This is a genomic window from Fibrobacter sp. UWH6 (assembly GCF_900142465.1).
Taxonomy (GTDB): Bacteria; Fibrobacterota; Fibrobacteria; order Fibrobacterales; family Fibrobacteraceae; genus Fibrobacter.
On sequence record NZ_FRAX01000011.1, the window covers coordinates 15781 to 31420 of the forward strand.

At 48.6% G+C, this 15640-nt stretch carries 10 protein-coding genes and 1 pseudogene; 6 read left to right on the forward strand and 5 right to left on the reverse strand.

Annotated elements, in window-relative coordinates; all coding sequences use genetic code 11:
• The 3 genes and pseudogenes from BUB73_RS17835 to BUB73_RS10125 all read right to left on the reverse strand — a co-directional run.
• A pseudogene (locus BUB73_RS17835) lies at nt 1–639 on the reverse strand (UvrD-helicase domain-containing protein); the annotation flags it as partial.
• Between the two features lie 843 nt (nt 640–1482).
• Nucleotides 1483–2622, reverse strand: a complete 1140-nt coding sequence (locus BUB73_RS10120) for a rolling circle replication-associated protein (RefSeq protein ID WP_073285467.1) — start codon at nt 2620–2622, stop codon at nt 1483–1485.
• A 138-nt stretch (nt 2623–2760) separates the two neighbouring features.
• Entirely contained in the window at nt 2761–3231 is a 471-nt protein-coding gene (locus tag BUB73_RS10125; RefSeq protein ID WP_073285470.1) for a helix-turn-helix domain-containing protein, read from the reverse strand.
• A gap of 599 nt (nt 3232–3830) precedes the next feature.
• Here BUB73_RS10125 and BUB73_RS10130 point away from each other — a divergent pair.
• The 6 genes from BUB73_RS10130 (at nt 3831) to fabF (ending at nt 11789) form a co-directional block, all read left to right on the forward strand.
• Nucleotides 3831–4643: a TIGR02147 family protein gene (locus BUB73_RS10130; protein ID WP_073285472.1), complete on the forward strand. Its 813-nt coding sequence runs from the start codon at nt 3831–3833 to the stop codon at nt 4641–4643.
• A gap of 9 nt (nt 4644–4652) precedes the next feature.
• Nucleotides 4653–5900 (forward strand): hypothetical protein, encoded by a 1248-nt coding sequence (locus BUB73_RS10135; protein WP_139259182.1) that lies wholly within the window; start codon nt 4653–4655, stop codon nt 5898–5900.
• Between the two features lie 273 nt (nt 5901–6173).
• Entirely contained in the window at nt 6174–7340 is a 1167-nt protein-coding gene (locus BUB73_RS10140; RefSeq protein ID WP_073285478.1) for a hypothetical protein, read from the forward strand.
• 611 nt (nt 7341–7951) lie between these two features.
• Nucleotides 7952–8725, forward strand: a complete 774-nt coding sequence (locus BUB73_RS10150) for a DUF2334 domain-containing protein (RefSeq protein WP_073235110.1) — start codon at nt 7952–7954, stop codon at nt 8723–8725.
• A gap of 27 nt (nt 8726–8752) precedes the next feature.
• On the forward strand, nt 8753–10456 hold the full coding sequence (locus BUB73_RS10155; RefSeq protein WP_073285481.1) for an AMP-binding protein: 1704 nt from the start codon (nt 8753–8755) through the stop codon (nt 10454–10456).
• A gap of 79 nt (nt 10457–10535) precedes the next feature.
• A complete protein-coding gene (fabF, locus tag BUB73_RS10160; RefSeq protein ID WP_073161390.1) occupies nt 10536–11789 on the forward strand; it encodes a beta-ketoacyl-ACP synthase II in 1254 nt (417 codons plus the stop codon).
• A gap of 86 nt (nt 11790–11875) precedes the next feature.
• Here fabF and BUB73_RS10165 read toward each other — a convergent pair whose 3' ends face one another.
• Nucleotides 11876–14554 (reverse strand): hybrid sensor histidine kinase/response regulator, encoded by a 2679-nt coding sequence (locus BUB73_RS10165; protein ID WP_073285484.1) that lies wholly within the window; start codon nt 14552–14554, stop codon nt 11876–11878.
• Between the two features lie 78 nt (nt 14555–14632).
• On the reverse strand, nt 14633–15511 hold the full coding sequence (locus tag BUB73_RS10170; RefSeq protein ID WP_073161340.1) for a DMT family transporter: 879 nt from the start codon (nt 15509–15511) through the stop codon (nt 14633–14635).
• Nucleotides 15512–15640 lie beyond the last annotated feature (129 nt).

Here is a 15640-nt window from a genome sequence, read left to right on the forward strand (position 1 = left end):
CTGATACGGGTCACCAGCCAAGAAAAGATCGTTTGCGCCCTCAACAACCAAGGCACGGAGGAAACGCAATTCAGGGTTAGAGAAGTCCTGAATTTCGTCAGCAATAACGTTGGTATACGGGTGAATGTTATTCTCGTTCAAGTACCTGGTCAATCGATTGAACATCTCGTAACGGTCGTAGGAGCCTTTCTCGGCCCTCTGCTGCTTGTACTTTTCAACCAAGCCCCAAATCTCGAGACGCTGCTTTCTAGTCAAGGAGCGGCAGCGACCTACTCGAGCTTGCTTCAAATACGCTTCCTGAGACTCATTGCCATTGTAAAGAATGACATCTTCATACTCAGCCTTAAGGAAGGTCGGTTCAAACTCTGTAGCCTCGGTCTCCACCACGGACTGCCAAATTTTCAGTCCCTCGGTATAGTCAACCTTTCCGAGATTGTACTTGTTGGCAAGTTCAACCATCAGCTTATCAATGTTAGTCAAGGTATAACGATCAGCAATGCCCATCTTGGACACGAGAGCCTTAAGGTTATCGTTAAGGGCATTCGTATAGGTGGTAAAGAGAACGTTAGCTAGGGACTTATCACAAAGGTACTTCAGTCGATGGAGAGCTGCCACGGTCTTACCCGTACCAGCTACCGAATTGACGAGTCGTTCGAGCTCACGAGTACCGAGTTACGAGTCATACGAGCTGCCCGAACTTACGAGTCGCCCGAGTACCCGAGCTCACGAGTTAACGAGTTGACGAGCTACCGAGTTGACGAGTCGTACGAGTACCCGAGTCATACGAGCTGAACGAGCTTACGAGCGCCCGAGCCATACGAGTCGCACGAGTTAACGAGTCGTACGAGCTTACGAGCCGACGAGTTGACGAGTTGACGAGTTGACGAGTCACCCGAGTCGTACGAGTGCCCGAGCTTACGAGTCGCACGAGCACCGAGTCACCCGAGTCGTACGAGTGCCCGAGCTTACGAGTCGCACGAGCACCGAGTCACCCGAGTCGTACGAGTCAATCAAACGTCGCAGAGTCTTGCTCAGCAGCTTCGCTGCTACCACAAGTAGCAGGACGAGTAGTAATTACAGCTACCGTTCCTCACGGCCGTAAACCGCATTTACGAGACTTTCTTTCGAAGAATCATTGCCCACCACAACGACAACAAGCATCCCTCATTACCCCCGCTTTGCGGGATTTTTTTTGAGGGTTTCTTGCGTACGTTGAGTTCGCAAACCTAGCTTCCGCCCGAAAGAAGCCCGTAAAAGTCACCGTAAGACCGTTTCGTCCTCAACTTCATCCAAGGCCACATTCACAAAGAAACGGGCTCAGAACGTCGTTTACGCCCGATTATGAAGGAAACAAAGGTTCGGAAGGCAGAAACGCGCCACAAATCAAGCTGGGAATCTTAATTTCCGGGAGTTTTTTATTTATTTAATTACTTATCAAGTACAATAAGGCGACCCAGACCGTCCACCCAACCAACATCAAGGCTACAAACTCCCTGCATCGTCAGAATCAGGGCCAACCAAATGTGTGCTACAATCTACCACCGAGCCATCCTCAGCCGTGTAGCAGCCCTCCCTAGCCCCCTTGACTACATACCCATTCGGAAGCATAGAAGGATCAAAAAAGCCCTTGCTACACGGCGGGTCGCCAATACCTCGAGACATTCGTACAATCCTAAAGCTCTTGGGAAAGTCTAGCATCCGCACCCGCTTCGACTCAGCGGACTTCCTTCTATCGGTTCCTTCATCGTACTCGTTATACGGGTCCGTCAATATGTAGCGCAGGAAATCCTGCACCCCTTCAGGACGCGAGCCAACGTCAACACTACCGAGGCCCCAAAGACTCTTTAGCCCCGACTTTCCCAACGAGCACTTACCTCTCTGAAAGAGAATCAGATGTATATGAACAGCTCCCGCCTCGGAAACGTCGTAGACCGCAATGTATTCAGACACAGCTCCGCCTCCATAATTGTAACGAAGTTTGTCAAAGTAGCGCTCAAGGTCCCTGCGCCTTTCCTTATTCCGAGCGAAATCCGTTGGCAACAAAGACACCCTATACGTCAACGTCAGAAGCTCCACCGACTCGTATTCACCCTCGTTAACGAAATACGCGCCCTTCTCATACGCACTCTTCATTCTAGCAAGGATTCTACCCATAGGGTTAACACGAACAGAACTATTTTTTCCAAGCGGTTTAAACATCCGAGTTTTCGTATTGAAATACATCCCGTTCGGATAGCGACGAATAACACCTCGGTGAGTCGACTTCACCGCTATATTACCCGCGCCAAGGTTAACGAGCTTCTTCACTTTTTTTCCGATGCGCTTCACTAACGGAGAGTCTTCGCCATCCATCATTCCACACTCAAGGCCACACCCGCTCTCAACCCACTCGGACACACTCGCGGCAACACGATCCTCGTGAGAATAATAAGGAGCTCCATCCGTCTTTATCTCGGACGGTTTCTTACCGTGATAATCCGCATACTTGTTGACATACGTGCGGGGAGCTTGTTCAAGAACAAGGGGAGAGTTCTCATTACCATTCGGTTTCGGCGAATTTTCATCATCATTAGGTTTTAAGTCAGCAGCGCTCATACATAAGTCCCTCTTTAGCTGTTTCATAGCAGAGTCCGAAATCATTTTTAGGGAAACGCAGAGGAAAACCACCAAGGTCACTTAGTGCATTCCATCTTCGGCCATCACATCGACAACCGACTCGTTCGTTCCGATCCTACCTCGTCACACACGCTTTTCGCAGAATCACTCAAGGCAGCGTTTGCGTTTTCTATTTCGCTTTATCTCAGAAAGCAATTCTCTATCCGCAACATCCCTCATACGTTCTCGTTCCGTACGAACGTGAGCTAACTTCAGATACTCATCTAGGTCTTCTTTTCTAAAGCGGTACTGTCCCAGCACCTTCGAATAACCAAGACAGTCTGTATGTACAAGGTTGTACACGCTATGTACGCTTACATTCAAATATCGTGCCGCAGCGGAAACGTCATACAGCCCCTCCCGCTCAGGAAACGTCACTTCGTTCAAGACCGTTGGCAGAAGCTGCTCCAGCAATGGACGAACCACCCCAATCAAGCTATTCCGAAAACAGGCTTCCCGCTGTTCAATCAGCTTAGCCAAACGAGCATTTGCAAGCTCATTAAATCGATTAAGTCCCTCTACATTGGAGAGGTATTTGGAAAGAAGACTCTCGTTCACTAAAGACGAGTTCAACATAGGGAACCCCCTATCGGTTTATATTTTAGATATATTCCGCCAACTTTTGGCAAACATACGCAATATACATCTTTCTGCAAAGAATCGTCAAGACTTTTTGAGAGCTTTTTTCGATTTATCTTGACGTGACAACAGCAAGCTGCGTTAGCCACCACCAGCAGCCACCTCCATACAAATCGCGACAACCTAATTCCCTACTATTTCTATAGGAATATATATACTAAAGGTTCTGGGTCGGGGACACTACACCCAGAGCACACCTAACCCCCCCTCTACAGAGCCCTTTGACCTACCACAACCGCTACCCAAGTGTCCCTTCACGTCCCTTAGGATATCCCACCCGAACCAATCCCTTATAGCACAAGGCTTTGAGAAAGGATAAGAATCTACTCTCGCCAGTCCGAGAGTCGATCCAACGACAACTGGAACCTTTGGAACACCTCGCGCAAGCGGGGTGTTTCTTTTTTATAATACAAGATGTATAATAAAGAAATAATTTCTTTAATTTTTTTATTAAAATTTTATTTTTTTTACACAAAAACACACTTTTTGTATAATAAACAAATTGTTTCTCGTGTTCAAATCCTATATTTGATAACATGAAGAACATCATAAGTTACACTGATTTCCGACAGTATATTAGGGACTTCTACGAAGAGCAAAAAAGGACATCCGCCTTCTCTTGGAGAGAATTCAACAAGCGGGCCGGATTCACCTCCCCAAACTACCTGAAGTTGGTTTGCGACGGAAAAAGCAAACTGAGCAAGGTCAAGACTGAATCCGTGGCTCACGCCATGGACCTGACGGGCTACGAGGCAGACTATTTTCGCCTATTGGTTTCCCTGGACAACGCCAAAGACGACCTTTCCAAAAAATCCATCTTGCTTCAGATGGATGAAATGGCAAAGGAACACAAAGCCCGCGTCATCGACGGCGATGCTTTTGAATTTTATCAGTCTTGGGAATACCCCGTCATTCGAGAACTGGCACCCATGATGCCGGGAGCAAAGCCCCACGAATTGGCGGCAGCCTGCAACGAAGATGTTTCGGCAGAAGACGTAAGCCGCATTTTAAAATTTCTTGTGAAGCGGGGTTTCCTGAAAAACGAAAACGGCAGTTACACCCAGACAGAAAAAACTGTAGTAGGGTCCAAGGAGGCGATGCCCCTGGCAATTCGAGCCATGCACCGGATGATGGCCAATTATGCAGAAAAGGCTGTTGACAGGTATTCAACCGAAGAGCGACATTTCATGGGAATTACCATGGGGATCAACGAGGAACTTTACGGCAAGGTGGTGGAAGAACTGGAAAATTGCTGCAGACGCATCAATGCCATCACCGCCAACTGCGAGAACCTGGACCAGGTTTACCGCATGAACATTCAATTTTTCCCATTTACAAAAAAGGTTTAGGAGGCAAATATGAAAAAACAAATCATGGCAATGGGCACATTGAGCTTGCTGGCACTTACCGCTTGCACCGACAACAATACCGCAGGAAACGCCATAGAACCCAACGGCATCGCAGAGAATACATCGTCAAGCAGCGTCGAATCAGCAGAAAGCTCTTCCGGTAGTTTATTCAACGCGGTCATCGATTTCGACCAACTCTACACTTTCTCCACCGAAGCAACTGCTAGCAGCGTAATACAGGATATCGTCTCTGTAAACACCTATGAGGAGGAAAACGCAGCGTCGGCTAGTTGCAAGGCCGCAGAACAGGAACTCACTGGTGTTACAAGAATCCAGGACGGGCTAATTACAAGAGGTTTTTCCGGCAGAAACTTAAGGGTTGACGTAGACAAAATGGTCGATATGCTCAAGAAGACCTGCGCATACACCTTTGACGCCGCAAACGCTTCAATAGATTCCTTGATTACCACTGCGAATGGTTTCGACTTTGCCTGCGTAACCACAACCGACATTATGAACATCGATGAAGCTCTCGGCCTATTCAATCACGTCATGGCCACGCAATGCGAACTTCTAGAAAAAAAAGTCTCTCTGGATTCCCTAGATAGCGCAAGCGCCGCCAACAGGGAACCAATCATCGAATTTTCAGAGGAAGATCCCGACACCATTTCTATCGACACCAGTTCCAGAACCTTGAGTGCATACGCAGCCCAGTTCGCGAGACCGGAGGATTTATCCTTCGACAGTCATGTATTAGCATATAACAGCAACCTGAGTACGGAATGTATCAACGCCATAAGCACCCCTGTCAAAACCGAATCGTACATACCCATCAATGCAAAGGCAATAAACTTCATCGAAAAAGAGGACATCTCTGCATGTTTCCCTACTACGGATTCCATAGGGAAGTTTTCCAAAAAAGAAACGTCTTGCAAGTACTATGTAATTAATAATTCTGACTCAAACCAGCCTACAGCCCACGTTCTTACCAAGGTAGCCCAGGATACCATTACAGCAATGAGCATTGGCCGTGGTTTTTCCAAAAAGCAAAGCGAACTGTTCGGATGCGCAGTCACAAATATGATTTCACATGCACATGTAATCTACCTTATTGAAGACTGCGAAGGAATCATCAACGAAAATACGGTGGTAAAGAATCGCTACGCCCAAAGTAGCCGTTGGTTATGCGGAACCAGCAATGAATACAAAGTACGAGCCTACGGAGAATGGTATAGCGAAGCCCTTCTTGACAATTAAGATTCTCTCTCAAGATACAGACACCCGCAGAAATGCGGGCGTTTCTTTTTTTATAATACAAGATGTATAATAAAGAAATGTTTTTTCTTTTTTTAGGCCATATTTATCAGGACCTATTTACACTAGACAATACATTTTTTTTAACTAGCGCCATTCATTTTTTGAATAAAAAAAAAAGTATAGCTTTTATTAAGAAAAGAAGGTATATTCGGGGATGAAAATGCAATTGGGGAACCCCAAAAGCACGTTTTTTGTAAAAGTTAGGAGGTTTACATGAAAAAAAAATTCTTTACCACCGCAGGGATTTTAAGCCTGCTGATGTTCATGGCATGTTCGGACGATCAGGTTTCAGGAAGTCCTATCGACGACAACGAAACTGCAAGCAGTAGTTCTGCCCCAAAAGCCGACACAAAATCGTCAAGCAGCATCGCCATCGACTTGAAAGAAATACTCACCCTCAGCACGTCCAAAACAGACAGCCGTTCGGTAGGTTTAACAAACATTGAAATCTACAAAAAAGAAAACGCCGTAAAAGCATCATGTCCCGTAATTCCATACGAGCCCGATTATTCCGGTATTATCGGTATCGCAAAAATCAGCCAGGGACAACTCAACATGGCTTTCTTTGGCCGCCATCTAGCAGCCAACATTGACAGTCTGGTTATCAACTTGTCAAAAGCCTGCACAGGCGGAAAGGACGATGTTAACATCATAGCAGATTCACTTTATATTAAGGGAAACAGCTTCAATTACGCCTGCGTAACAGAAACTGAGGCCACATCCATTGATGATGTAGAAAAAGCATTTAGCAAATCAATGGACCTCAGCTGCAAGATCGTTAACGAAGCCGAGCCCCAAGAGCAGCCCGAAATAACTCTTCCAAACAAACATGACCCCAAGGCGGATCCTGTCGTTGTTGATACAACGGTCAATACACTGAATCGTCTCGCACTGCAGTATGCCGACCCAGAAGATTTGTCCTTCGACAAACATGTAATGGCATATATCTCGGATTCGGAGTGTCAAACGAATCAGGATTCCACGAGCTCCTACCCCTACCCAGACATAGACAACAATATCTATCCCGTCGATAGAAAGCATATTTCCTCCTGTTTCCCTAAAACGGATTCAATCGGACATTTTTCAAAAAGGGATAAATCCTGTAAATACTACGTGGTCGCATTACCACTCAACGAACCTACAGGAAGCGTCCTTACCAAGGTTTCTTCAGACACCATAATGGTTCTCCAGATAAAATATCTCGATCTTTCTTTTGACACTTTTACGTCTGCAAAATTCCTTATCGAGGACTGCGAAAACATCATTAATGACAGAACTGTCTTATCCTCCCAAAGCGTCTTAAGCGCTCGATGGTCCAACGGGGGCGATTACAACATAATCTATTCGGAATGGTTCAGCGAAAGTTTACTTAAAAACTAGCCCATTTAAAAGGATGCCGCCAGAAAGAAACTGGCGGTATTTTTTATTTTTGCTTATATGATTCCAGCCCGCACACGCTCACTCAGAGACATTGACCCAGAAACAGCCCGAGGTCTCATCGCCAATAGCTTAAGCGACGAATCCGTCGATGAATCCAGGGTTCATGCCACCGCCATCCAGATGAAGAAGGGGCGGTTCGACACTTATGGAGTTTGCCTGGAACTGGACTCCCGTGGACACCTAATTAGCGGCCTACATTACCTGCACGCTATAGTTGAAAGCAATAGCACGGTCAAAATTTGGGTCGCCGAGAACCGGGAACCGTAAAAAAAGCGAAATTTTACAAAAAAAAACAAACTTATAGAAAACTTACAATCCTTGAGTTTGCAAGGTACTTTTTCATAAGTTAAAAAAACATCTCAAGCGAATTTCCGCCTTCATTTTATTCTATTTTATAAAAAAATTAAACGGAGTCCAATATGGAAAATTCCTTTAGCAAGATGATCTGCAGACTGGCCGTTGTCGCAGCCGCCCTGTTTGCTGCATTCCACATTTTCGTCAACAACAAGCTCGACAAAGACAATCTTTAACGAGAACACCAAAGGTTTATTATGGAAATCAATAAGGATATTGCCGACCTTCAAGCTGCTGAAGAATATCGCAACAAGCGAAAGAAGTTCATTCTGTGCTATCATAACTTCAATGCGAAGAATTTCAAGAAGGCTTCCGTACAAATCCGCAAGCTGGCTGAAGCTGCTGGTTCCCCCATCAGTATCGCCGTGGTCCCCTCCATCGGCGGTGTTCCGGAATCCGAAGCCGAAGAATTCCAGGCAACCATCCAGCAGTTCGTTGACGAAGGCTACGAAATCATGATTCACGGCGCACATCACCGTGCAGACCTGGCAGTCAACAGAACTTGGGTTGGTAAAATTGCCCAATGGATTTCCGGCAACGAAGCCGAATTCGCCGGTCTCGATGAAAAATTCACCATCGCCCTCCTGAAACGCAGCCTTGCCCTTTGGAAGGCCAACTGCAGCCACGCCATTCCCTCTGGCTTTGTCCCGCCCATCTGGTTCGGCAACCGCCACCTGCGTGAACAGGCTCTGGAACAGTTCGACAATTACGAAGACCTGCATTTTATTTACAGCAAGAGAGACGGCTCCATCAAGAAGATTCCATCCAAGGCTCTCAGCTTCTCCATCGTCCCAGATATTCTTCTGGGAATCGCCCAGACCAGAGCCTGCCTGACCATGATGCTCCCCGGCGGCATTCCCCGTCTGGTATTCCACCAGAAGGATTTCTTTACCATTGGCGAAAAGAGAATTTTGAACTTAATCCGTTACGTATCCACCATGCGTGAAAAAGTGATGTACAAGGACCTGTAATCGTCCATAATCATAACGGAACGAATGATGATTTTAAACAATTTTTTAAGTCGAGTTGACTACAATTCCTATGAAGATCTCCACGAGAACTTCAAGATTTCTATCCCCGACAATTTCAACTTCGCTTACGACGTCGTAGACGAGTACGCAAAGAACGAACCTAAACGCGAAGCCCTGGTATGGTGCGACGATAACGACGAAAGTCATATCTTCACCTTCAAGGACCTTTCCCGTGCCTCCCAGCGTACAGCAAACTTCCTGAAGGAACAGGGAATCAAGAAGGGCGACCGCGTGATGCTTATCCTCCGCCGTCGCTATGAATTCTGGTTCTTCATCATAGCCCTTCACCGCATTGGCGCCATCGTCATCCCCGCCACCAACATGCTTTCCGCCCACGATCTGGAATACCGTTTCGATGCTGCAGAAATCAAGATGGTGGTATCCTACGACGAGCCCTCCCTCCAGAAGGAAGTGGAGACCGCCAAGTCCAAGTGCTCCTCCGTAGAAAAGCTTGTGACTATCGGCCAGGCCCGTCAAGGCTGGATCAGCTTCTACGACGACTACGAAATCATGTCTCCGGAATTTCCCCGTCCGGTCGGCGAAGAAGCTACCAAGAATGACGACATCATGCTGGTCTATTTTACCAGCGGAACTTCCAGCAACCCCAAGATGGTGGCCCACACCTTTACTTACCCGTTGGGACACATCAATACCGCACGTTTCTGGCAGCACGTCGTAGATGGCGGACGTCACCTGAGTATTGCAGAAACCGGCTGGGCAAAGGCCATGTGGGGCAAGATCTACGGTCAGTGGATTGCAGGTTCCGCAGTCTTTGTATACGACATGAAGGTGTTCATCCCCGGCAAGATGCTGGAAAAGATGGCAGAATACAAGATTACCACATTCTGCGCACCTCCTACCGCCTACCGCTACTTGCTGCAGCAGGATTTGAGCAAGTACGACCTGTCTAGCCTCACCTACTGCGTTACCGCAGGCGAAGCTCTCAGTTCCGACATTTTCAATAGGTGGCTCGAAAAGACCGGCCATAAACTTCGCGAAGGTTACGGTCAGACCGAATCCACCCTCATTACCGGCAACTACGAATGGATGGAAGCCAAGCCCGGTTCCATGGGCCGCCCCTCCCCCGGCTATAACCTGGACATCATCAACCCCGACGGAACTTCCTGCGGCGTTGAAGAAGTGGGCGAAATCATCATCCGCATCGATGGCGGCAAGCCCTTCGGCCTGTTCGGCGGCTACTACCGCGATCCGGAACGTACCGAGAAGGTTTTCGAAGGTGGTGTTTACCACACCGGCGATACCGCCTGGAAGGACAAGGATGGTTACTTCTGGTTCGTGGGACGTACCGACGACCTGATCAAGACCTCTGGCTACCGCGTAAGTCCCTTTGAAGTGGAAGAAGTTCTCCATCAGCATCCTGCCGTTATGGAAGTGGCTGTGACTGGCGTAGAAGACGCAGCCCGCGGCCAGGCCGTTAAGGCAACCATCGTGCTCCACAAGGGTTACGAGGCTTCCAAGGAACTGGCCAAGGAAATCCAGCTGTTCACAAAGAAGGTGGCTGCTGCTTACAAGAGCCCCCGCTACATCGACTTCGTTTCTGAACTGCCCAAGACCATCAGCGGCAAGATCCGTCGCGCCACTATCCGCGACAACGACAAGGAAAAGGCAACGACAGAAGCAAAGTCCGAAGCTAACGGAGCCGAAAAGTAAACAGGACAAAGTCTAAGGAATCCCGGCGTAAAATGCGCTGGGATTTCTATATTTGACCAAAACTTTTAACGAGAATTCTATGAACAGAAGAAGAGTTGTGATTACCGGTATGGGTGCTGTTACACCCGTTGGCAAGAACGTTAATGACCTGTGGAAGGCCATCGAAGAAGGCAAGTGCGGCGTAGGCCCCATCACCTTGTTCGACGCCACCAACTGCCCCGTCAAGATTGCCGCAGAAGTCAAGGAATTCAAGCCCGAAGAACACGGGATCGACCCTAAGGAAGCCCGCCGCATGGCCCGCTTCACCCAGTTCCTGCTGGCTGCCGCCAACGAAGCAGTCGCCGACTCCAAGCTCACCGAAGAAATCCTCCACGCAGATACCACCGGTGTCATCGCAGGTAGCGGTCTCGGCGGCATGGACATTCTCGACAGCACCTTCAACCAGTATGTAGATGGCAACAAGCGCCGCGTTTCTCCGCTGGCTATGGCCGAACTGATTCCCAACGAAGCCGCAGCCAACGTGACCATCGCCCTGGGCATTAACGGTTGCGCCTGGACTATTGCAACTGCTTGCGCTTCCGGTACCGACGCTATCGGCGTTGCCCTGGATGCAGTCCGCTCCGGTCGTCTGGACGTCTGCCTTGCCGGTGGTTCCGAAAGCGGTATTACCGACTACTCCATCAAGGCCTTCGCCGGCATGCACGCCCTCACCGACAAGTTCAACGACTGCCCCGAAAAGGCTAGCCGCCCCTTCGACAAGGACCGTTCCGGCTTTATCATGGGTGAAGGCGGCGCCGTTCTCGTTCTCGAAGAACTGGAACACGCAAAGGCCCGCGGCGCCAAGATCTACGCCGAACTGGCTGGCTACGGCGCTTCTGCCGACAACTACCACATTACCAGCCCCCGCCCCGATGGTTCCATCTGCGCCAAGGCTTTCGAACGCGCCATGAAGGACGCTGGCGTTACTCCCGAAGATATCGACTACTACAACGCCCACGGTACTTCTACCCACCTGAACGACCTGACTGAAACCGCCATGCTGAAGATTGCCCTGGGCGAAAAGCGCGCCCGCGAAATCAAGGTGTCCAGCACCAAGAGCATGACCGGTCACTGCGTAGGTGCCGCCGGTGTCTGCGAAGCCATCATTACCACCCTGGCTGTTTGCAACTCCTTCTACCCCGCCACCATCAACTACGAAACTCCGGATCCGGAATGCGACCTGGACTACGTTCCCAATGTTGGCGTCAAGGGCAACATCGACTGTGCAGCCTCTGCCTCCCTGGGCTTCGGCGGTCACAACGGTATCGTGATTATTAAGAAGTTCGAAGAATAAACTTCAAACCTTATGAACACAAAAAAATCCGCGAGTCAAACTCGCGGATTTTTTTCGTAGTTCTTTCAGGTGTTTTCGCCTGGGACTTAGCGAAGCACAGATTCCAGAGTTTTCAACAGCTTTGGAATCTCGATAGGCTTGCCTACATGACCATCCATACCCGCCTGCAAAGCCTGCAAGCGGTCTTCTTCAAAGGCATTTGCAGTTACGGCAATAATAGGCAGGCTAGAAATTCCGGAACGGTGCATGGCACGAATCTGGCGGGTCGCCTCGTAGCCATCCATAACAGGCATCTGCACATCCATAAGGATTACGTCATACTGCCCCAATTCCGCGGTACGGATTCGTTCAACGGCAACAGAACCGTCTCCCACGGTATCCACCACAAAGCCAGCTTCCTGCAAAATACTCTGGGCGATTTCCGCGTTCAGTTCATTGTCTTCTACCAGCAAGACCTTCAGACCCTTGAAACTCTTGGGCGCAATATTCTCGATCTTGACATCAGGCTCTTCGACAACAACCGTTTCCTCGATCTTGAAGCTGAGTGAAACCGTAAACTTGGTCCCCTTCCCAGATTCACTCTGCACAGAAATGGTTCCGCCCATCATATTCACGATGTTCTTGCAAATGGCAAGGCCCAGGCCCGTTCCCTGAATGCCGCTGACCGTCGAAGTCTTCTCACGTTCAAAAGGTTCGAATACGTGTTTCTGGAATTCCTCACTCATTCCGATGCCATCATCTTCTACGACCAACTCGTAGGCGGCAGACTGGTCAACAGCGGCCCCCTTCTGCTTAACTCGCAAGGAAACATGACCGCCATCATGAGAAAACTTGATTGCATTTCCCATCAAGTTCAAAAGAACCTGGTTCAGTCGCAACTTGTCGCAAGAGACAGAATCGTTAATAACTTCACTGGTATCAAAAATCAAGGTTAGAGACTTTTCCTTGGAGCTTTCATTGACGATGGTCTCGATTTCACGGATCATCGCAGAAATGCTGGCAGGAGCTTCATCGATCTTGACCTTACCGCTTTCGATGCGGCTCATATCCAGGACATCGTTCACCAGTTCCAGCAAGTGGCGACCGGCTGTAGAAATCTTTGAGATGTAGCCCTTTAACTGCTCACGTTCATCTAGGTGAGTACTGGCCAGGCTAGAGAAACCAAGGATTGCGTTCAGCGGAGTTCGAATATCATGGCTCATGTTATTCAGGAAAGCAGACTTGGCGGCGCTGGCCTGCTGTGCAGTCACAAAGGCGTCCCGCAAGGTTGCCTGCTGCTGTTCCAGCTGAAGTTCCATTTCTTTCTGGTTATTGATATCGATAAACACACCGATCATCGAAATGGGCGATCCATTTTTACGTCTAGTCACACGCCCAGCCGCATGGAACCAATGGTAGACCCCATTCTTCATCTTGGCTCGATATTCTACATCGTATACAATTCGATCAGACCTGTCGTATACCGCAGTCCAGAAAGAATTAAGGATAATATCGCGGTCTTCGGGGTGAAGCCGCTCCGACCAGGCGTCCAACGTATTCGGGAACTCATCAATAGAAGAGTACCCCATCATCTTGCGGTAGGCTTCACTACGGTAGCACGAGACAACCTCGCCAGCCTCATCAAAATCAACATTCCACATGCCCGACTTGATGGACTCATTCAACTTCTGCAAATGTTCCTGACGAAGCAAAGCCTGCTTTTCGTCGTTAATGGAACGTGCGCAAAATAGAGCCTCAACCGTATCACCAAATTCGTTCAAGGTCAGAGGAATAATCAGGGCACGACTCCAGCCCGAGAAAACCCCAAGGAATTCCTCTGTAATGGTGTTCTTGCCCCTCAATCGTTCTTGCATGGTATCAATATCTGTAAAACGACTGATGGCAGCCTTATCCTCGGCCGACACCGTCTTTTCTGTCAACAGGTAGAATCCCTGTCTTGCATCCCCTTCTACACCAACCAGGTTACGAATTGCCTCTGTAGACTTGATTTCCTTGAAGTTCTTTTTTTCTAGATCAAAAAGGTAGAGGGCATAAAAAGGGTTACCCAGACAACGAATCACCGAGGAGTTCAGACGTTCATGTTCAAGGCTCGTTTCCAGTTCGCTGTTTCGGGCAATGAGACTGAAGTTCAACTCGTCAATCTTTGCAGATTGCTTCGCCAGTTCCTTACGTTGATGTAAGTCATTCACCTTGGTTCGATTTATCACGTAGCAAAGCATGCAACCGGCCACAGCAAAGGGAACAACGTCAACAACATCCGCCAAAAAGATTTCGTAATCCTTTACGTGGTGACTGCAAACCAGGAAAGCCCCGGTACCTACAATATTCAACCCGATCATTCGAAGGGGCAAATCGTAAAAGAAAATCGGAAGGACAACCACCATAGCCGCCATGGCCACAGCCAATCCCCTAGGCCCATGGGCACATCCGGCATAAATCGCAAGAATGTAGCACGAAATCAAGACCACATAGCAAAAAGGGAGAATGACCTTCGGGAACGAGACGCCAAACTTATAGGAAATAAAGAACATGCCGTAATTCAGCACAGAAAAGGCGATGTAGGCAAGAGAGCTCACCATGACACCGCGGCTTTCCCAGAATATGGCTGCCAGAGCCAGGGCAAGCACGACCGTACCCAGCAAAAAAGACAAAGCCATCAAAAGTTTTCGGTTGGATTCCGGAAAAAGTTCGCTAGCCTGAGAATACTGCTCACGAGTAAAGCCGGCAAAAAGAGCAAAATCCTTTATTTTATTCAATAAAACCATATACTCTAATCTTATAAAAAAAATAGGCCGTATGCAAACGTCCTATTACTACAACTCGTAATTATGCCGATAGTTTTATCACTTTTTCTTTACGGCCAACACGACAACCGAGGCAAGAACCAGCAAAATACCCAACGCAAGTCTTATAGTCAGCGTTTCTCCAAAGACGCAAACCCCAATAACTACAGCCGTAAGAGGTTCAAGGCCACCCATAATCGCCGTGGAAGTGGAACCCACAATCTTAACCGCCTTGGTCATCAGTACCAGAGACAACACGGTAGGTACAAAACCAAGCATCAGGGCCCACCCGTACGAAGACGGGGACTGCAGCAAGGGAGGAAGCCCCGACCCAAGGCTCACGGAATACAGCGTAAGGAACAACAGGCAGAAAATCATCACGTAGAAGGTAAGCTTCAGGGGTCCCATCTGCAAATTGGCCTTGTTCACGAACACGATATAAATGGCGTAAGTGAAAGAAGAAAGGAATACCAGCAGAAGCCCGATGGAACTCAGGGGCATACCCCCTTCCCCACCTCGATACAGGAGACCGATCCCCAAAAGAGACAAAGCGATGGCGGCACCGGTTTTGGCGGTTAGGCGTTCCTTATAGATGAGGGCCATCATAAGGGCTACTTCTAACGGATAAAGAAAAAGTAGCGTGGAGGCAAGTCCTGCATCCATGTAATTGAAAGCCGCAAAAAGAGTCAGGGCACAAAAGGCAAACAGGAATCCAAGAACCGCAAGAGGAAGAATCTCAGCCTTCTTGATGGCGAACCGATTGCGGTTGAACAACATCAGCAGAGCCAGCAGCACAATGGCCGTAGCAAAGCGATAGCACAGCACCGATTCAGGAGACAACCCTTCGCGATACAGGAACAAGGCTCCCAACGGATTAGTGCCGTAACAGATGGCGGCACCACACCCGTAAAAAATGCCCTTCACCGAATTACTAAGCAAAGGCGCACCCCCGAACCTTAGCACTACGTGAGCATAAGGCTGCTCGTATTAACGAGCTGCCGTTGCGAGAGCGAGCGCCTACAGGATGTTCTTCTCCAGCCTTAGCGCGAGCGGTCTTACGTGAGCATA